Origin of the sequence: Levilactobacillus acidifarinae DSM 19394 = JCM 15949 (genome assembly GCF_001434835.1) — a bacterium.
GTDB lineage: Bacteria > Bacillota > Bacilli > Lactobacillales > Lactobacillaceae > Levilactobacillus > Levilactobacillus acidifarinae.
The window spans coordinates 23,332-43,861 of the sequence record NZ_AZDV01000006.1 but is presented as its reverse complement, the minus strand read 5'-3'; the positions used below and the strand labels follow the sequence as shown (position 1 = coordinate 43,861).

Genomic DNA, 20,530 nt, shown 5'->3' with positions numbered 1-20,530 from the left:
CGGCGCCATGGACTATCGAAAGTTAAAACTTGGAAAAAATGGGTTACCAACCTGGGATGCGTTGATTCCGATTATTTTGAAATTTGCAAACCAGCAAGAAGAATGGCGCGGAAAGGCGCTACGTGTGGCAGTTGCGGATGATCTTCAGTTACCCACTGACCTACGGCAACTAGAGTACACAACCTACCATGACAACATTATTGAGAATCGGGTGAGTTGGGCGTTAAGTGAGCTGACCACGGCGGGAATTTTACGACGAGTACGACGAGGGTACTATCAGATAACAGATTTGGGGAAACAATTGTTAACTAAATCAGATACGGTAGATTTTCGTATGGTTCATCAGTTACCTAAATACCAACAACATCAACAGGAAATTAAGGAACGTCAATTACGGGGAACTAGTGCTACGAATGTTGAAGATTTGGAGCCGGAAGTCACTAGTGCGGAGAGTATTACCCATATATTGAAAGCAAAAACTCAAGCATATAATGATGAAATTGCTGCGGAACTATTGCAACGAATTCGCGAGTCCAATCCTAGCTTTTTTGAAGAATTGGTCGTTAAATTATTGGTAGCAATGGGGTATCAGGGGGCCAATGGTGCTGCTTGGGTAACACAACAATCCAATGATAATGGGATTGATGGGGTTATCAATCAGGATGCATTGGGAACGAGGACGGTTTATATTCAGGCTAAACGTTATCAAGAAAGTAACGTGGTTCAACGTCCGGAGATTGATTCCTTCTACGGAGCTTTAAATCGACAACATGCGGATCGAGGCGTATTTATGACGACCTCTAAATTTTCAGATGGTGCAGTTCAAGCCGCTAAAAGCGATGCGATTGTATTGGTTGATGGGATTCAACTAACGACATTAATGTTGCAGTATCAAGTGGGAGTGCAACTTAAACAAAAGTACGTTCTATTCGAAATTGATGAAGATTTTTTTGATGAAGGCTAAGCCAAGACGATTAGTTATAAGTGTTTTATGTCGGCATAAATTCCAATAAACCATATTGGCCCATACGTAAAGTAGATGAGATTAAACCAGTTACCCCATTATAAAAATAGTTTTAGTAAAACGGTTGATTTATTAAGCGACGTGCGACATACTGAAGTTAGTTGGTTCGCCAAACTAGAAACCGGGAGATGTTCCCGTGTGCAAATCAAGAAATCACTAAGACTAAGCCGTGAGTTAGTTAGTTGGGGAATTTAACCCAACTAATTGGACCTGCCCGCTGTGACACGAACGCTTAATAATGGAGGGACGCAGTATGGTTCAGCGCAGTATGAATCGTAATCAGTTACACGACCAAAACTTAAAATTGGTCTTACAACAAGTTTTTAATAATCACCCAACTTCTCGAATTGAGATTTCACATCAATTACACCTGAACAAATCGACCGTTTCTTCCTTATATAACACGTTAATGGCTCAGGGGTACTTGCGGGAGTTGGGCTACGGAAACGCCTCGACGTCGGGGGGGCGTAAACCCACCATGGTCGCCATCAACCAGGACTACGGGTACACGTTGACGTTTGACCTGGGGTACCGGCACCTGCACGCGTTGGCCACGACCCTGAACGGTAAGGTTTGGAAATACGATCGCATCGAGACCCAGGGGCAATCCATTCACGAAATGGTGGCCCAGATCAACCAGTACATTGCCATGGTGCAAAAGGAAGATGCGTCGGCTAACGGTCTGTTGGGAATTTGTTTCTCAATTCACGGGATTATTAACGATAATAAGATCAAGACTTCGCCCTTCATCGACATGGATGGGGTCGACCTGGTCGACCTCTTTACCGCAACCTATGATGTCCCCGTTGTGTTGGAGAACGAAGCCAACCTGTCCGCCATCTACGAACGCGACTTTAACGGGGCCCGGGACTTGAACAGTGCGGTCACCATCAGTATTCACCGTGGGATTGGGGCCGGGGTGATTTTACACCGCGACCTGTTCCGGGGCGAACACGGGGATGCCGGGGAAATTGGGCAAACGGTCACCAGCCTAGAAATTGACGGGCAGGGGCAGGCCACCCCGGTCCGCGCCGAAGACATTAGTTCCGAAGACGCGATTATTCGCCAAGTGGAACAACATAAAGGGCTCAAGGACCTGGACCGTGAAGACATCGTCAAACTTTACCGGCAACACGACACGGATTTGGCGTTGATTCTACAGCGGTTCACCATCGCGATTAGTAGCCTACTGTATAACACCATGCGGACGCTCGATCCGGACGCGTTTTTCATTAATTCACCGTTAATCGAAGAAATTCCGGAGTTGCTGGAACAGATTCGGGCAAGTTATCGGCGGTTGGCCAACGAGGACTTTCCGATTGACTTGACCACGAACGCGCGGCTCGCGACGGTATTAGGTGGCTGCTCGTTGATTACCCATCAGGTACTTGGTCTGGAAGGGTACGCCTTGCAGTTCGAACGAATTCCCGAAAATCTTTAACGCAAAGTTAGACGTGACCGTGCTGGTCCGTCTTTTTTTTTACCCTTTTTTAGGCTGACCAATTCGGGCAACCCTTACGGCTCGTTTGGGTTGAGTTGGAGACCATTGTAAGCCATTACACAAAGTCGAAAATAATTTTCGGAAAACGCTTGCATTTATTTCGTTGGCTTGTATAATAGGATTTGTAAGTTGGTTGTCGCAACGAACTAACTAGGAGGGTTTTATTAATTATGGCAGAAGAATATTGGAAAGGTGTCGACAAGATTCAATACGTCGGCCACAAAGATAAAAAATCAGGTTTAGGCTTTCAGTACTACAATCCAGACGAAGTAATTGGCGGTAAGAAGATGCGTGACTGGTTACGGTTTGCCGTAGCTTACTGGCACACGTTCGACCAACGCTTAGTGGACCCATTTGGTGATGGGACCGCGCAACGTCCTTACGACAAGTACTCCGACCCAATGGACTTGGCTTTAGCCAAGGTAGATGCAGCATTCGAATTTTACGACAAATTAGGTGTTGACTACCTTTGCTTCCATGACCGTGACTTAGCGCCAGAAGGGGACACGTTACGTGAAACCAACAAGAACCTGGACAAAGTCGTTGACAAGATCGTGGAATACCAAAAGACTAGTGGTATGAAGGTTTTGTGGAACACCTCGAACATGTTCACTAATCCTCGGTTCGTTGAAGGTGCCGCAACTTCACCTTACGCTGACATCTTTGCTTACTGTGCCGCTCAGTTGAAGCACAGTTTGGAAATTGGTAAGCGGGTTGGCTCCGAAAACTATGTCTTCTGGGGCGGCCGTGAAGGTTACGAATCCTTATGGAACACCAACATGAAGGAAGAACAAGAACACGCAGCGAAGTTCTTCCACATGGCTAAGGACTACGCTAACGAAATTGGTTTCGACGCACAAATGTTGCTCGAACCAAAGCCAAAGGAACCTACGACTCACCAATACGACTTCGATGCCGCAACCACGATTGCCTTCATGAAGGAATACGGGTTGGACAAAGACTTCAAGTTGAACCTTGAAGGGAACCACGCTAACTTGGCTGGTCACACTTACCAACACGAAATTCGCGTTGCCCGTGAAGCTGGCTTGTTAGGTTCCTTGGATGCCAACCAAGGGGACAAGTTGATTGGTTGGGATATCGATGAATACCCATCTAACTTGTACGAAACGACCGCAGCCATGACTGAAGTCGTTGAAAACGGCTCAATCGGCCCTCGCGGTGGGTTGAACTTCGATGCTAAGCCTCGTCGTTCATCCTTCGAACCTAAGGACTTGTTCTACGGCCACATCGTCGGCATGGACAGCTTCGCCGCTGGTTTGCGGGTTGCCGTTGCCATGAAGGAAGACGGCTTCTTAGACAACTTGGTTAAGAACCGTTACAGTTCTTACGAATCCGGTATCGGTGCCGAAATCGAAAACGGTACGGCGGACTTCAAGTCCCTCGAAAAGTACGCGATCGACAAGCCACAATCTGAATTGTTGGCCGCAACGCATTCCGATCACTTGGAAGAAGTTAAGGATACGATCAACCACTACATCATCGACACGTTAAGCAAGTAATCTTTCGGTTACCTGTGACGCGAAATAACAGTAAAAAATGGTGGACGGACGGGAAGTCCGTCCGCCATTTTTAATCGGAATAAGCTTAAGGGACTGAACCAGACTCGGACTAAGGTCGGGGTCTGACCGGCAAAGTTCAGCTCCTGCATGTTTAAGAAGAACGATTAATGTATGGTTGGTTAGCTGATTGATAATAGGCAAGTTAAGAAGTATGCTGCCATTAACTCAATTGGAAAGCTGATTCTCCAGTGTACAGCCTGGAAGGCGACCAGCTTTATCTTAACTAGAATTACACATCATAGTTATAAGTGAGCGCACCATTCAAATACTGATTGGAGGAGCAATAATGGGAAAGTATGTACTTGGGGTGGACCTGGGCACCAGTGCCGTTAAGGTCTCAGCCCTCGACCACAGTGGTCAGATTGTCGCCCAAGAAAGCTTCGGCTACGACCTGATCCAACAACAACCCGGTTATAACGAACAGAATCCCGAAGACTGGGTTTCCGGCACGACCGTGGCCATCGTGCGGTTGATTCTGACCGACCACCTGGCCGCCGAAGACATCGAAGGCTTGAGTTTCTCGGGCCAAATGCACGGGTTAGTGCTGTTAGACGAAAACAAGAAGGTCTTACGGCCCGCCATTCTTTGGAACGATACGCGGACGACCGCGCAACGCGAAGAGATCATGGACAAGATGGGTGACGAGTTCATCGACATTACCCGTAACCAACCGTTGGAAGGCTTTACGCTGGCCAAGCTGCTGTGGGTGAAGGAAAATGAACCCGACATCTGGAAAAAGGCGAAGTACTTTGTCTTACCGAAGGACTACGTGCGTTACCGGATGACCGGTAACTTGGCGATGGATTACTCCGACGCGACCGGGACGGTCTTGTTAGACGTCGCTAAGGGACAATGGAGTCAACGAATCTGTGACGTCTTCGACATTCCGATGAGCATGTGCCCACCGTTGATCAAGTCGATCGATTTGGCCGGGACGGTGACGCCGGCCTACGCCGAGTTTTCCGGTTTGACCACGGACACCAAGGTCTTTGGTGGGGCCGCCGATAACGCGGCCGGTGCCGTGGGAGCCGGGATCTTACACCCCAACATGGTGATGTCCAGTATCGGGACGTCCGGGGTGGTCTTGAAGTACGAAGACAACGCGGACGTGAACTACCACGGCGTGTTGCAGTTTGAAGACCACGCCATTCCCGATAAGTTCTACTCGATGGGGGTCACGCTGGCCGCAGGGTACTCTCTGAGCTGGTTTAAGAAGACCTTCGCCCCAGCCGAAGACTTTAACGATGTGGTGGCTAGCGCGGGCAAATCGACCGTGGGGGCCAACGGCTTACTGTATACGCCGTATATTGTGGGTGAACGGGCGCCGTACGCCGATGCCAACATTCGCGGGAGCTTTACCGGGATCGACGGCATTCACCAACGCTACGACTTCGTGCGGGCCGTGCTGGAAGGCATCATCTTCTCGTTTAGAGACCTCTTCGACATCTACGAGGAAAATGGTGGGGACTTCGATACGGTCGTCTCCATCGGGGGTGGGGCCAAGAGTCCCCTCTGGCTACAGATTCAGGCCGACATCTTTAACCGTAAGGTCGTCAGCCTAAAGAACGAACAGGGACCCGGTATGGGCGCCGCCATGATGGCCGCTACCGGCCTGGGCTGGTTCGATTCGCTACAGGACTGTGCCAAGACCTTCGTCCATTTTGGCAAGGAATATCAACCGATTCCAGCTAACGTGGCGAAGTACCAACAGTTACACAAAATCTACAAACAAGTTTACGGGCAGACCAAGCAGATCAGTGAAGAACTGCTAGACTACCGTCGTGAAAATTTGAACTAAGTATTGAATTGTTCGGTAAAAAGGTGCGGGTGTGAGCCCGGGCCTTTTTGTACTTAAAATTGAACTGAGTTTTGTTAAAACAAGAACAATTATTGTTTTATTTATATAAACGTTCATTGGGAGGCAATTATCGTGAAAATCTATGTTGATGCTCAAGCAACCCGAGATGGCAATGGGACCAAGGAAGCCCCTTATCGACTCATTAACGAAGCGGCACAGGTGGCCGTTGCGGGGGATGAAGTCCTGGTCTTTCCAGGAACTTATCGTGAGTACGTCAATCCCGTTCATGGTGGTACGGACGACGCGCGGATTACATACCGTAGTGTAGACCCCCTGAAAGCCGTAATGACCGGGGGCGAAGCCGTTAAAAATTGGCAACCCTATCAAGGCAACGTCTGGGTCACCCGGATCAACAACGGGCTGTTCGGGTCCTATAACCCGTACACGACTTACGTGATGGGTGACTGGTACTTCGGTCCGGTCAACAAACACACCGGAGCGGTGTACATGAACGACCGGCAGTTCTACGAAACCACTTCCGTAGAAGAATGTTTAGCCGCAGAAGTTTACGGTCGGTCGTGGGAACGTAAAAATTCCGTCTACAAGTGGTACACCAAACAGGATGAGGCGACGGACGAAACCGTGATTTACGCGAACTTCCAAGGGCAAGATCCTAACCACGAAGACGTAGAAATTAACGTGCGGCGAGAAGTCTTCATGCCGCAAGCTACGGGGATCAATAACATTACCGTGAGTGGCTTTACTATCAATAAAGCGGCTACGACTTGGGCGCCGCCGGCATCCTATCAAGACGGGATGATTGGCCCACACTGGTCCAAAAACTGGATCATCGAAGACTGTGACATCAGCCACAGTCGTTGTGCCGGAATTTCCCTCGGGAAGTACGAGGATCCGGTGAACAACCAATACTTCACCTACAAGCACGTGAAGAGCCCAACGCAAATGGAACGCGATGCCGTTTGTCGGGGGCAATACCATGGGTGGCTCAAGGAAAACATCGGTCACCACATCATCCGGCGGTGCAACATCCACCACTGTGAACAAGACGGCATCGTCGGCCGACAAGGGGGCGTCTTCAGTCTCATCGAAGACAACCACATTCACGACATTAACAACATGCAAGAATTAGCCGGGGCCGAAATTGCCGGGATCAAGATGCACGCGGCGATTGACGTGATCATTCGGCGTAACCACATCAACGATTGCACCATGGGTATCTGGACCGACTGGGAAGCTCAGGGGACGCGCATCACGCAGAACCTGTTAGACCACAACTACGCCCCAGAAGGCACAGCACAACGGATCGTTGGTGCCATGCAAAGCCAAGACATCTTCGTGGAAGTCGGTCACGGGCCAACCCTGATCGATAACAACCTGCTGCTGTCTAAGGCGTCCTTACGGTTAGCCACGGAAGGGGTGGCCTGTGTGCACAACCTGATGCTTGGGTCCATCACGTCGATTGGTGCCAACACCGATTTCTTCGTGGACGGCAAGAACCAACCCCGGTTTACGCCCTACCACATCCAACACAGAACCGAAGTGGCGGGCTTCATGACCATCCTGCACGGGGATGACCGCTTCTACAACAACATCTTCGTGCAAAATTGGCCGGTCGAAGCAACCGATCATGAGACCTTGGTCGACCGGGAACCGGAAGATACCGAACAAGTCGGGACTAACGGGTTCGATGATTACCCGACCTATGACGAATGGTACGCTCAGTTCGAACGCTTGGACGGAACGATTGCCAAGGAAAACGACATGAACGACCTGATGAGTGCTCACTTTGGCCACTTACCCGTCTGGGCGGCCGGCAACATGTACTTTAACGGCGCCAAGGCTTGGAAGAAAGAAACCGATAATTTCGTGAACACCAGTGACAAAGTGACGGTCGACTTGGTTGAAAACGGTGATCAAGTAAACTTGAAGACCAACCTGTACGATCTGCTTGGTGACTACGCCGAGGGCATTATTACAACCGATACTCTGGGTGAAGCCTTCGAACCGGAACAACGGTACGAAGCGCCAAACGGTGATGACATCATCTTTAACCAGGACTACTTCGGCAACCACCGGGGCGTCTCAACGATTCCGGGACCGTTCGTTTCGGGCGAAGACACACAAGCGGCTTTGTGGAAATAACGAAGATGCTAGTTAATTGAATTAAGTAACTTGAAAGATAAAAATCCTTGTTGGCGAGTCACTGAGCCGACAAAGATTTTTTAAGTTAGTTGATGAATTTTTAAAAATTAGCGCTGATAAATCCCGTGGTTACGGGAATCCCAGTATATTGATAAGTAAACCGTTATAACCCAAAGTTAGGCTTGCAGAAAACCAATGATAAAAATTTGTCGCTTTAAGAAAACGCTTCCATAACCTGAAAAGATATGCTATAGTATCTTCAAGGTTGGTAGTGCGAACCAACCAACATAGTGAGCGGCAGTCACCAACTTACATTTTGACTGGGAAAGTAACGTATGCAAACACTAAGGAGCTAAAACTATGCGAAAAGTCTCTACTGGTTTTGTCTACTTCTTCGGCGCATTGGGCGGCCTACTCTTCGGGTACGACACCGGGGTGATCTCTGGGGCCATTTTGTTTATTCAACGGCAAATGCATTTGGGATCCTGGCAACAAGGTTGGGTCGTCAGTGCGGTTTTGTTAGGAGCCATTCTAGGGGCGGCCATCATTGGTCCGTCATCTGACCGGTATGGTCGGCGTAAATTATTATTAGTTTCAGCTATTATCTTCTTTGTTGGGGCAATTGGGTCGGCGTTTTCGCCCGAGTTTTGGACGTTGATCATCTCACGGGTCATCTTAGGGATGGCCGTGGGGGCCGCATCAGCGCTAATTCCAACCTACCTGGCTGAATTATCGCCAGCTAGCAAGCGGGGGACCGTTTCGAGCCTATTCCAGTTGATGGTCATGACCGGAATCTTCCTGGCTTATGTCACCAACTACACCTTCTCCGGCATGTATACCGGTTGGCGGTGGATGTTAGGGCTTGCCGCGGTGCCGGCCGCCTTACTGTTCTTAGGTGGGTTGATTCTGCCGGAATCACCACGATACTTAGTTAAAACGGGCCACGGTGACGCCGCTCGTGAAGTCTTGGATACCATGAACAAGCACGATACGGTGGCCGTCGACAAGGAACTGGCTCAAATTCACGAACAAGCCAAAATCAAGAGTGGCGGTTGGTCCGAGCTCTTCGGCAAGATGGTGCGACCGTCCCTAGTCATCGGGATTGGACTGGCAATTTTCCAACAAGTCATGGGGTGTAACACGGTACTGTACTACGCCCCAACCATCTTTACCGACGTTGGATTTGGGGTCTCAGCGGCCTTGATTGCCCACATCGGGATTGGGATCTTTAACGTCATCGTGACGGCCGTTGCCGTAGCTATCATGGACAAAATCGATCGGAAAAAGATGTTAAACATTGGAGCTGTCGGGATGGGGGTCTCCCTGTTCGTCATGAGTATCGCTATGAAGTTCTCCGGCGGATCCTTTACCGCTGCCGTGGTCTGTGTGATTGCGTTAACCGTCTACATCGCGTTTTTCTCCGCTACCTGGGGCCCTGTGATGTGGGTCATGATTGGGGAAGTTTTCCCGTTGAATATTCGGGGATTAGGGAACTCGTTTGCCAGTGTGATTAACTGGTCGGCCAATATGGTGGTCTCCTTAACCTTCCCATCGTTACTGGACTTCTTCGGTACCGGGAGTTTGTTTATCGGTTACGGGGTACTCTGCTTTGCTTCCATCTGGTTCGTTCAAAAGAAGGTTTTCGAAACGCGGAACCGGTCTTTGGAAGAAATCGAAGGAACGTTGCGGGAAAAGGCGGCGGAACACAAGACTGCCGTTGCACATTAATTTAGTTTAAACGACTAAGGTCGGGCTCGTGCCCGGCTTTTTTGGGTGGTTTTGAAAAATATTTTTCCGAAAAATATTAGCGGAATGTTCGCCTTTCGCAAAGAAAGAAAACCTTGATAATCATTAGTTTTTTCCACGATTTTATCTGGAAATCCGGGGGTTTTATTCGTACATTACTGCACAGATTTTAAATATAGCGCTTTCATTTTTGCGCCAAGCGCGCTATACTATGGGCATAGTTGGTTGCGTGCATCAACCAACTTACATATAAAGCCATTTCCGGTGACTTTAAATCTTACGGGCAACACCGCGAAAAGGGAGCAAAAAAAGATGCGAAAAGTTTCGACTGGGTTTGTGTACTTCTTCGGCGCCCTCGGGGGACTACTCTTCGGGTACGATACCGGGGTCATTTCCGGGGCCATCCTGTTCATTCAAAAGCAAATGAACTTGGGTTCCTGGCAACAAGGTTGGGTTGTTAGTGCCGTTTTGTTGGGGGCCATTTTAGGGGCCGCCATTATTGGACCATCGTCTGACCGGTTCGGTCGGCGGAAGCTTCTGCTATTATCTGCGATTATCTTCTTTGTTGGGGCCTTAGGGTCAGCGTTCTCACCAGAATTCTGGACGTTGATCGTTTCCCGGATCATCTTAGGGATGGCCGTTGGGGCCGCTTCAGCGTTGATTCCAACTTACCTGGCTGAATTGTCACCAGCCGATAAGCGGGGGACCGTTTCCAGTTTATTCCAGTTGATGGTCATGACCGGGATTTTCCTGGCCTACGTCACCAACTACACCTTCTCTGGCATGTACACCGGCTGGCGTTGGATGTTAGGGTTCGCGGCAATTCCAGCTGCTCTGTTGTTCTTAGGCGGGTTAGTCTTACCTGAATCACCACGGTTCTTGATCAAGCAAGGCCACATGGATACGGCGCGTGAAGTGCTGGATACCATGAACAAGCATGACCAAAAGGCCGTTGACAAGGAAGTTAGCCAAATTCAAGAACAAGCCAAAATCGTCAGTGGTGGTTGGAAAGAACTCTTCAGTAAGATGGTTCGTCCTTCCTTGATCATCGGGATTGGCTTAGCGATTTTCCAACAAGTCATGGGTTGTAACACCGTGTTGTACTACGCACCAACCATCTTCACCGACGTTGGTTTCGGGGTCTCCGCGGCGCTGTTAGCCCACATCGGGATCGGGATCTTTAACGTGATTGTCACCGCTGTGGCCGTGGCCATCATGGATAAGATCGACCGGAAAAAGATGCTGATCGGTGGGGCCATCGGGATGGGGGTTTCCCTGTTCATTATGAGTATCGCCATGAAGTTCTCTCACGGGTCCTTCACCGCAGCTATCGTCTGTGTTATTGCCTTGACCGTCTACATCGCCTTCTTCTCCGCAACTTGGGGCCCGGTTATGTGGGTCATGATTGGGGAAGTCTTCCCATTGAACATTCGTGGGTTAGGGAACTCGTTTGCCAGTGTCATCAACTGGACGGCCAACATGGTCGTTTCCCTGACGTTCCCATCCTTACTGGACTTCTTCGGTACTGGGAGCTTATTCATCGGTTACGGGGTACTGTGCTTTGTGTCCATTTGGTTCGTGCACAAGATGGTCTTCGAAACGCGGAACCGTTCTTTGGAAGAAATCGAAGCAACCTTACGGGCCAAGAGTGGTGAAAAGGAAGCCAAATTCTCTACACAAAACTAGTCTGAAATTTAATTGAATTACGCTTAAAGGTCACTCCGGAGAGGGTGGCCTTTTTTGGGCGACGAGGCTTAAAAATAACGACTTCGTCAAACCAGGAATAATGCCAATCGTTACTTAACGAAACAAAATAATTATTGGGGTTAAGCGTTGAGTTAGATCGTGGGTAAAAGCCCGTTTCTCTTTGTGAATGACTATGCGTAAGCGTTTTCTCCAAGCCCGGAATTATGCTATTATTTAAGTAATGAAAACGGTTGGTTTTTCTTTAAACTAGTAACGGAATGACCAAAATAGGTCACGAATAGACAAAAACTAGATTTGAAATGAAAGGTGATGGCTCCCATGGCAAATGATTTTGTGGCAATTCCCAGTTTGGAATCGAGTATCCGACTCTTCGGTGGTCATATGCGAACCGTAGCGGGTGGCTGGAAGTTTTTTGGGCAGCAGCATCAGTCGTTTGAGCTCATGTGCGTGGTGGACGGCCAACAGGTCACGGAAATGAAGAACGTCCCCCCGATGCTCTACGGGGCGGGCGAAGCCTTGATCATTTCGCCGGGGACCTGGCATATCAACGCCAATGCCAGTCAGAGCGCGCCGATGACCTACATCACCTGTCATTTTGATATGGAAGATTTAAGTCTGAAGTCGGAAATCATTAGTAATATCGCGAATTCCGTGTACCGGGCGGATAGCTTTTTTGGCCAACTCGCCTTTAAGACGGCCCAAAGTTTCGTGCAAATCAGTGCCGATAAGGGCCTCACGGCGGCGGAAAAACGCCTGAAGTTGCAGATTGTTTTCCTCTCGTTTTTGTTTGGCATCGTGCATAATGGCAAAAAATTCAAGAAGAGTGATATTAATTATACCGATCGTGAAGCCCAGTTGGCCCGTTCCCTGGCAACGTTGATTGCGGATGACCTGAAATCGGATCAGCCGAGCTTGAACAGTTTCGAGGAGAATTGCCAGCGTCTTAACATCAGTACCGGCTACGGTCACCGGGTCTTTCGCAAGGTGTACGGCATCACACCACTGCATTATTTAGAAGATAAAAAGTACAGTAAAGCCAAGCGACTCTTGGGATCGCCCGAATATACCGTGGAGCAGGTTGCCCGGATGGTGGGGGCGCAAAACCTCTCCGTTTTTAGCAAACAATTTAAGAAATGGTCGGGGATTACCCCCAGTAAATACCAGAAAAATGCCAAGAATAAACGGCGGGTGCAAACCGTTAAAGGGGGCGGATATTTCGAATGAAATAGGTCATGATTCGACAAAAAGCCGTCACTTCTGAATATAGCTTTTCGGCTTGTAACCGATTACACTAACCTTAGAGATTAGGAAATCAGTCATGGCCATGACGCTTATTTTTTTAATCTAACCGGAAAGCGCTTTCTTAAATAAAATGAGGGTTTTATTTGAAGGGAGTTCATACAGATGGCAGCAAATACGGAATCAACACCCGCAAAGCCGGAGACGACCGATGAATTTGCTAAGTTATCTTGGCGTGAGCGAATTAGTTATGGGGCTGGGGATTTAGCGCAAAACTTAATCTTCGGGACCGTTGGCTCAATGCTATTGTTCTATCTCACCACGGTTTACGGCATCTCAGCCGCCGCTGGGGCCACCATTTTCTTAGTTGTTCGGTGGGTCAACGTGTTCTGGGATCCTTGGGTGGGGGCCTTTGTTGATAAACACAACTTTAAGGCTGGTAAATACAAGCCTTACCTGATCTACGGTGGGATTCCACTGACGATCATGGCCGCCTTGCTCTTCTTGCCTAGCGCAAGTTTGCGGGGCAACATCATGTACGCCTTTATTTCTTACCTGGCAACTGCTTTAATTTATTCGTTCGTTAACATCCCTTACGGAGCTTTAAACGCTTCGTTAACGCGGGATAGCGACGAAGTTTCCACGTTGACCACGGTCCGGATGACCGAAGCCAACATCGGGAACCTCTTGGTTTACACCTTCTTGCCATTATTTGTTCAAATGGCGTCACCAAATCTGCAATCCAAGGACATTGGGTTCTTTGGGATTCACATGCAGTTAGGGGATTACACCTCGCCTAAAGCCGGGAAGGCCTACTTCCTGGTCATGGCCATCTACATGGTCATCGGGTTCATCATGTTAATGTGCACTTACGGTGGGATTAAAGAACGGGTTCTCCCAACTAAGGAAGAAACGTCAACCGTTAAGTACTCTGATTTATGGTTCGAATTCAAGAACAACAAACCGTTACAAGTTTTAGGCTTCTTCTTCCTGATTGGGTTTACCTTCATGTTCTTCGGCAACACCGTTTGGCCATTCTACATGCAATACAACATCGGCCACTCCGAATGGTTAGCTTCGATTAACTTGATCGGGTCGATCCCTGGGATTTTCTTGGTCTTCTTATGGCCAATCATCCGTAAGAAGATTGGGAAGAAACAATTCTTCTACGCTTTCTTACTCCTGTTCGTCATCGGGACCCTGGTTCTGTGGGCTTGGTCCTTACCAGCCTTCAAGAATAGCGTGGCCTTAGGATACATCGGCCGGTTCTTGATGCAATGGGGGATCACCGCCGCAACTGGTTACATGTGGGCCTTAGTACCTGAAGTCGTTTCTTACGGCGAATACAAGTCCAAGAAGCGGGTTGCCGGCATGATCAACGCCATCATGGGGCTGTTCTTCAAGATTGGGTTGGCCCTTGGGGGGATCATCCCTGGGTACATCAACGCCTTCTTCAAGTTTGACGGGAACAGTGCGACCCAAAGTGCGGGTGCCCTGATGGGGATTCAATGGTCCATGATCTGGTTACCAATCATCTTGGCCTTCGTTGCCATGTGGGTCATGAGTCGTTACCCATTGACTGACCAACAAGTCGTTGAAATCAACGAAACCTTGGAAAAGGAACGGCGCGAAAAGAAAATCTAACCTGTAATTTAAGTGAAGAAAGGATGCATGTCGTTATGAAAATTCAGAACCCCGTTTTACCTGGTTTTAACGCGGACCCCAGCTTCATCCGGGTCAACAACACGTATTACATTGCGAACTCGACTTTCGAATGGTTCCCCGGTGTGCGGTTACACGAATCCCAAGATCTAGTGCACTGGAACCTGTTACCGTCCCCGCTGTCGACCACAACGCTGCTGGACATGAAGGGTAACCCGTCATCCGGTGGGATCTGGGCGCCAGACTTATCCTATGCTGACGGTAAATTCTGGTTGGTTTACACCGATGTCAAGGTCACGGAAGGCCCCTTCAAGGACGTGCAAAACTACCTGACCACGGCCACCGACATTCACGGCCCGTGGACGGACCCAATCAAGCTGAACAACTTAGGCTTCGATGCGTCCCTGTTCCACGACAAGAACGGTCGGAAGTACTTGGTTCAACAGACCTGGGATCACCGTGAATACCACCACCCATTCAACGGAATCACGCTGACCGAGTTTGATACCAAGACCATGAAACTCAAGCCAGAAACGGCGCGCAACATCTACAACGGCGACGACGTTAAGTTAGTCGAAGGGCCGCATTTGTATCAAATCAACGGCTATTACTACCTGTTCGCCGCTGAAGGGGGCACCGTCTTTACCCACCAAGAAGTTGTCGCGCGTTCCAAGACGCTCGACGAATTATCCTTCGAAGGCGAACCGGACGGGCCATTCATCACCAACGTGGATACACCGGACTTCTACTTACAAAAGCAAGGTCACGGGGCATTGGTTGATACGCCAGAGGGCGAATGGTACTACGCATCGTTAGTTTCTCGTCCTTGGAACCACGCGACGGAATCGTCCCATGATCCACGGGGCTGGAGCACGCTGGGCCGGGAAACGTCCATTCAAAAGGTTGAATGGGACGACCAAGGCTGGCCACGCGTGGTCGGCGGTCACGGTGGCCAAGTGGAAGTCGATGCGCCTAAGGGTGCCATCGAAACCAAGGCACCGAAGGACCACTCCCAACACGATGACTTTGACAGCGACAAGCTGAATTTGAACTGGAACACCTTACGGCAACCCTTCACTGACAAGCTAGGGACGGTGGGCAACGGTAAGCTGACCTTAGTCGGCAACCACTCCCTATCCAGCACGTTCGACGTTTCCATGATTGCCCGGCGTTGGCAAGCCTTCAACTTTGATGCGGAAACCAAGGTGAAGTTTGACCCAGCCCGTTACGAAAATATGGCTGGCCTCGTCAACTTCTACAACGACAAACACTATTCTTGGATCTACATCACCCGGGATGAGAAGCGCGGTCCCGTGATTGAAATTGCCCAAAACGACAACAATAATTACACGTCCTTCTTGAAGGACCAAGCCATCCAGATTCCGGCCGGAACGGAATACGTTTGGTTCAAGACCAAGGTTCGCAAGCAATCGTACACTTACGAATACTCGTTTGACGGTAACGATTGGCACGAAATTCCAGTTGAATTAGACGCAGCAATCCTGTCTGACGATTACGTTCTGCAGACGTACGGTGGGTTCTTCACCGGGGCCTTCGTGGGCCTGGCTGCCGTCGACTACGCTGGTTACGGCCAGACTGCCGAATTCGACTACTTCGATTACAAGGAATTGGGCGACGATTAGTACCCAGTTTCACGCATCTTAGGCTCATTAGATTTACCCAGTCCAAAAGTGGCGTCCCGTGCACGGGGATGCCATTTTTGTGCGGAAAGGATTAGTGATTAAACGGAGGTTAAAGGTTGTTTGGGGTATAATGAATGAATAATTAAACTAGAAATGGAGCCCTGAAAATGACCTCACGTGAGCAACAAATCTTGGAATGGATTAAACAAAACCCAATGATTAGTCAAAATGAATTGGCGGAGTTAGCCGGTATTACGCGTTCAGGAATTGCGGCACACATCTCTAACCTCGTTAAAAAAGGTTACCTTCAGGGAAAGGGATACATTGTCGCTCCTGAAAGCTATGTCGTTGTGGTGGGGGGAATTACTTTAGATATCTTTGGGATTCCTGATGATGAAGTGATTGAAAAGAAATCGAATTCGGGAGTTATTTATTCTGACGTTGGGGGACTGGGACGGAACATTGCAGTTAATCTGACGAAGCTGGAGATTCCCAATTACTTTATTTCGGTGTACGGTCACGATTCGGCTGGGGAAGAATTTAAAAGAGACGCACTGGAGAAAAAGCTGAACATTACTTATGCCAGTCAGATTTCAAGTATGCCAACTTCCCGTTATCTTTATATTAATCAAACGAGTGCTAAACGAATTTTTGGGGTGGACGATAGTCGAATTCATGATGAAATTACACCTGAATTTTTGAAGAGCCGGCTGACAATTTTACGGAATGCGAAGATGATTGTCATTGATCCCAATCTTCCGGAAAAGACGATTACTTGGTTGTACCAGAATTTCCAACAGCCATTGTTAGCAGATTCTATCAATAAGGTAACCCGATTAAAACCGGGAATTGAAGCGTTGGATACGTTGGTATTGAATGCCGATGAGTCTCAGGCCATTACTGAAATTAAGATTGTGGACCGTAAATCCGCGCAACGTTGTGCGGATAAGCTGTTGGCTATGGGCATTACTAACGTCTTTATCTATGATGCGGAAGTAGGGTTTCTTTATCGAACGCCTAAAGAGACCTTCTACGCACCGGTTACGTTAACGAAGGTATTAAATACCAATGGAGTGGGAGCAGCAGCCTTAGCAGCGATTATTTATGCGCGACGACAGGGATTAACGACGAAGCAAACGGCCCAAGTGACGCAAGTGGCGGCTCAAAGCGCTATGACCACGTACTTAAACATTTATGAGGGAATGACGCCGGAGTTACTGGCAACGGTTTAGAACTCCTGACGAGACTGGTGAAAGAAACCAGTCTTTTTTTATTTTTTCATAAACAAATGTTTATCACTATAAATAAATGTTTACAAAAAGTGCTGAACGTGCTATTCTTTAATTGTGATAAGTAAGCGTTTACATAAACAATAAAACTCGCTAATTAGACGACGGTCACTTAGCGAAAATGGTGGTAAGAAAGCAGGGATGGCATGTTAGTCATTAACGTTACACCGCAAGATGACATGCAAACAGCAATTGATAAAATCGCCGCGGCTGGTGGCGGACAACTTAACGTAGAAGCGGGTCAACACCTTACGGGACCGCTTGAACTGACGACGAACTTAACGTTGAGTTTTCAATCGGGAGCAGTTCTCAAGTTTAAGGACGATCCTAATTTATACCCGCCGGTCTGGACACGCTGGGAAGGGGTCGAGTGCTATGCGATGCATCCGTTGCTGTACGCTAAGGATCAGCAAAATATTCAGATTTTGGGTGACGGAGTAATCGATGGTTCTGGAGCCCCTTGGTGGCAAAAGTTTAAACAGATTGAAACGGAGGACCGGACAACCCCACGAGAAACGTACGAATGGCGGCTAGCTAAGTTAAACCCCGATTATCAGACCCGAACTGGGGGCGGTGGGCGGCCCTCAACTCAGTTTTTACGGCCACCGTTGGTTCAATTCTGGCAATGCCGCGATATTTTAATGGATGGGATAACGCTAAAGAACTCGCCGTTTTGGACGCTACATATGGTTTATACCCAGCAAGTCACCATTCAGAACATGACGTTTATTAATCCAGCAGATGCGATTAATACCGACGCAATGGATATTGACTCTAGTGAAAATGTGACGGTCAGTCACTGTCTATTAGACGTTGGGGATGATGGTGTGACTTTGAAATCCGGTTCCGGTGAAGACGGTATTCGGGTTAACCGGCCAACTAAACACGTGAAAGTTTCTGACTGTCGAATTCTAGCCAGTCATGGGGGAATTGCAATCGGCTCAGAAACGGCCGCTGGGATTAGCGATGTTGAGGTCTCTAATTGTCGTTTTGAAGGAACTCGGCGTGGAATTCGACTGAAATCACGACGGACGCGGGGCGGGACCATTCAGAACATTAAATTACATGATTTAAAAATGGATGCGTGCTGGTGCCCGATTTCTTTGGAACAGTATTTTGCACCGGGAGTTCTTCCACAGGAAGAAGCAACCGTGTTGTCGTTACAACCGCAACCAGTAGATGAAACAACACCGCACATTAAGGACGTTGAGATTAGTCGGATTACGGCGACAAATGTTCGAGCAACAGCGGCGTTCATTGTCGGGTTACCAGAAGCTAATATTCAAAACGTGACGATCCAAGATTTTAAGTGGACGTTGGCAGGCAAAGAAAATCTCTTACCAACTGAACGTGCAGAAGAAACCGGTGGTCGATTCCACGATGCTGATCGTGGGGTTAAGACGATTAACGTCACTAATCTAGTGGTAAATGGTGAACAAGTAGGTTAACCCAAAGATAGGAAGTTGGAGAAAAATGGAAACGCAAAAAAAGCGGTGGGTGTATACCCCGCATAAAATTTCTGTTTGGCGGTCGATTGGGTACGGTATCAATGATATGAACGGGGCATCATGGGGGACGTTAGTGGGTTCTTATCTGATGTTCTTCTTAACGACTTACGGTAAACTGTCAGCGGCTTCAGTGGGGATGTTATTCTTAATTGGGAAATTTCTCAACGCCATTATGTCCATGTTGGCCGGCTCCGTTTCGGATCGGCTATACGCAACTAAAATTGGTCGACGATTTGGTCGACGGCACTTACTCTTATTGGTCGGAGCAATTATGACTATCTTGTTTTTCCCAATGTTATTTATGGTGGTTCCCGGCAGTTTTTGGTGGTATTTAATCGCGTTTGTTATGGTTGAAACAGCTAACGTCATTATTGGAACCGCTTACGAAACGTTGGCAACCGAAATGACGCCTAATGCGGATGATCGAGTAAAAATGTCGTCGATTCGCTTGTTTATTTCCGCATTTGCGACCTTTTCAGTATCGGCCTTACCTGCAACGTTATTAGCTGTATTAGGACAAGGCGCTAAAGCCTACACGATTTCAGGAATTGTGTTTGGGATTGTGTTTGCGATTTCAACCCTAATTACGTACCGGGCGACTTGGGAACATTCTCCCGAAGAAGTTGCTGCATTCGAAAATGGGTCCAATACCCATGAAGAAAATAGTTTTATGGGTTCCTTACGGGATTACTGGGAAATGCTGCGGAATAAATCAGCCCGGTATATGGTGTCGATTTACTTCATGACGTATTTTGCCAAAGATTGTTTCTCAACGGCTTTTCTATACTACGTTGTCTTTGTACTTGGTCTTTCTCAGACGGTTGGTCAAGGAATTTCATCACTGTCATTTATTGGGATGCTGGTAGTTCCAGTTGCTGCATTTATGCTAATTAAAACCAAAAATCCTAAGATTAATTGGTCAACGTCATTTAGCCTAATCTTCGTTGTGATGGCAGGATTCTTCGTGTTATCGCTACAGCATAGTAGTATGGGCAAAGGGACTACAATTATTACTTTAATTGTATTAGGGGTTCTGTGGCAGATTGGTCGGCAATTTCTAGAATACACGGCTTGGCAGGTGATTCCGTTAGTTCCCGATGTTGATACGATTGTCTCGGGGAAGTTACGAACGGGGACCTTTGCGGCTGTACAATCCTTTACCCGGCAACTTACGGGGGCACTAGGGTCAGCTTTGTTGGGGTTCATTCTTCAATGGGGCGGCTTCCAGGAAGGGGCGTTGCATCAAACTGCCCAGGCTCAAAATGCCATCATGGTTGTACTAATTGTGGTTCCCGTGATCTCAATTGCGATTGCGTGGTGGATGGTTTCTCGCTTTAACCTGAATCAACGGACGCATAAAATTTTACACGATGAAATTGATCGCTTGGATGCGGGTGGTGACAAGGCAGATGTTACGCCAGAAACCAAAGCCGTTGTTGAAAACTTGACGGGCTACAAGTGGAGTCAAATCTGGCAAGGTAAGTAAAAATAAGCACCGAGTCAGAGCAAACGCATCTTAGGTTCATTAGATTTACCCAGTCCAAAAATGGCGTCCCGTGCACGGGGACGCCATTTTTGTGTGGAAACGAAAGAGTCTGGAACAAAAGTCTCAGGTTTTTTTGTTCTCCGAATATCTGGTTCCGAAACGTGCGCCAAAAGGCAGCTGGTTC

At 48.3% G+C, this 20,530-nt stretch carries 13 protein-coding genes; all 13 read left to right on the top strand.

Features of this window, described 5'->3' with window-relative positions:
* Nucleotides 1–7 precede the first annotated feature (7 nt).
* On the top strand, nucleotides 8–964 hold the full coding sequence (locus FD25_RS04845) for a restriction endonuclease (protein WP_057801917.1): 957 nt from the start codon (nucleotides 8–10) through the stop codon (nucleotides 962–964).
* A gap of 313 nt (nucleotides 965–1,277) precedes the next feature.
* Nucleotides 1,278–2,465, top strand: a complete 1,188-nt coding sequence (locus FD25_RS04840) for an ROK family transcriptional regulator (protein WP_057801915.1) — start codon at nucleotides 1,278–1,280, stop codon at nucleotides 2,463–2,465.
* 230 nt (nucleotides 2,466–2,695) lie between these two features.
* A complete protein-coding gene (xylA, locus tag FD25_RS04835; RefSeq protein WP_057732435.1) occupies nucleotides 2,696–4,045 on the top strand; it encodes a xylose isomerase in 1,350 nt (449 codons plus the stop codon).
* 346 nt (nucleotides 4,046–4,391) lie between these two features.
* A complete protein-coding gene (gene xylB / locus FD25_RS04830) occupies nucleotides 4,392–5,903 on the top strand; it encodes a xylulokinase (protein ID WP_057801913.1) in 1,512 nt (503 codons plus the stop codon).
* A 132-nt stretch (nucleotides 5,904–6,035) separates the two neighbouring features.
* Nucleotides 6,036–8,066, top strand: coding sequence for a right-handed parallel beta-helix repeat-containing protein (locus tag FD25_RS04825; RefSeq protein WP_057801911.1), 2,031 nt, complete (start codon nucleotides 6,036–6,038; stop codon nucleotides 8,064–8,066).
* Between the two features lie 360 nt (nucleotides 8,067–8,426).
* Nucleotides 8,427–9,794, top strand: a complete 1,368-nt coding sequence (locus FD25_RS04820; RefSeq protein WP_057801909.1) for a sugar porter family MFS transporter — start codon at nucleotides 8,427–8,429, stop codon at nucleotides 9,792–9,794.
* Between the two features lie 330 nt (nucleotides 9,795–10,124).
* On the top strand, nucleotides 10,125–11,498 hold the full coding sequence (locus tag FD25_RS04815; protein ID WP_057801907.1) for a sugar porter family MFS transporter: 1,374 nt from the start codon (nucleotides 10,125–10,127) through the stop codon (nucleotides 11,496–11,498).
* Between the two features lie 339 nt (nucleotides 11,499–11,837).
* A complete protein-coding gene (locus tag FD25_RS04810) occupies nucleotides 11,838–12,743 on the top strand; it encodes a helix-turn-helix domain-containing protein (RefSeq protein WP_083484089.1) in 906 nt (301 codons plus the stop codon).
* A 180-nt stretch (nucleotides 12,744–12,923) separates the two neighbouring features.
* Nucleotides 12,924–14,402, top strand: a complete 1,479-nt coding sequence (locus FD25_RS04805) for an MFS transporter (RefSeq protein ID WP_057801905.1) — start codon at nucleotides 12,924–12,926, stop codon at nucleotides 14,400–14,402.
* Nucleotides 14,403–14,437: 35 nt separating this feature from the next.
* The gene (locus FD25_RS04800) at nucleotides 14,438–16,063 is read left to right on the top strand and encodes a glycoside hydrolase family 43 protein (protein ID WP_057801903.1); all 1,626 of its coding nucleotides are present in this window, start codon (nucleotides 14,438–14,440) and stop codon (nucleotides 16,061–16,063) included.
* Between the two features lie 167 nt (nucleotides 16,064–16,230).
* Entirely contained in the window at nucleotides 16,231–17,295 is a 1,065-nt protein-coding gene (locus tag FD25_RS04795; RefSeq protein ID WP_057801902.1) for a PfkB family carbohydrate kinase, read from the top strand.
* A gap of 203 nt (nucleotides 17,296–17,498) precedes the next feature.
* Nucleotides 17,499–18,800 carry a glycoside hydrolase family 28 protein gene (locus tag FD25_RS04790; protein WP_057801900.1) on the top strand — a complete coding sequence of 434 codons (1,302 nt, stop codon included), beginning with the start codon at nucleotides 17,499–17,501 and terminating at the stop codon, nucleotides 18,798–18,800.
* Nucleotides 18,801–18,825: 25 nt separating this feature from the next.
* Complete coding sequence (locus tag FD25_RS04785) at nucleotides 18,826–20,346, top strand: MFS transporter (protein WP_057801898.1); 1,521 nt, start codon at nucleotides 18,826–18,828, stop codon at nucleotides 20,344–20,346.
* Nucleotides 20,347–20,530: the final 184 nt, after the last annotated feature.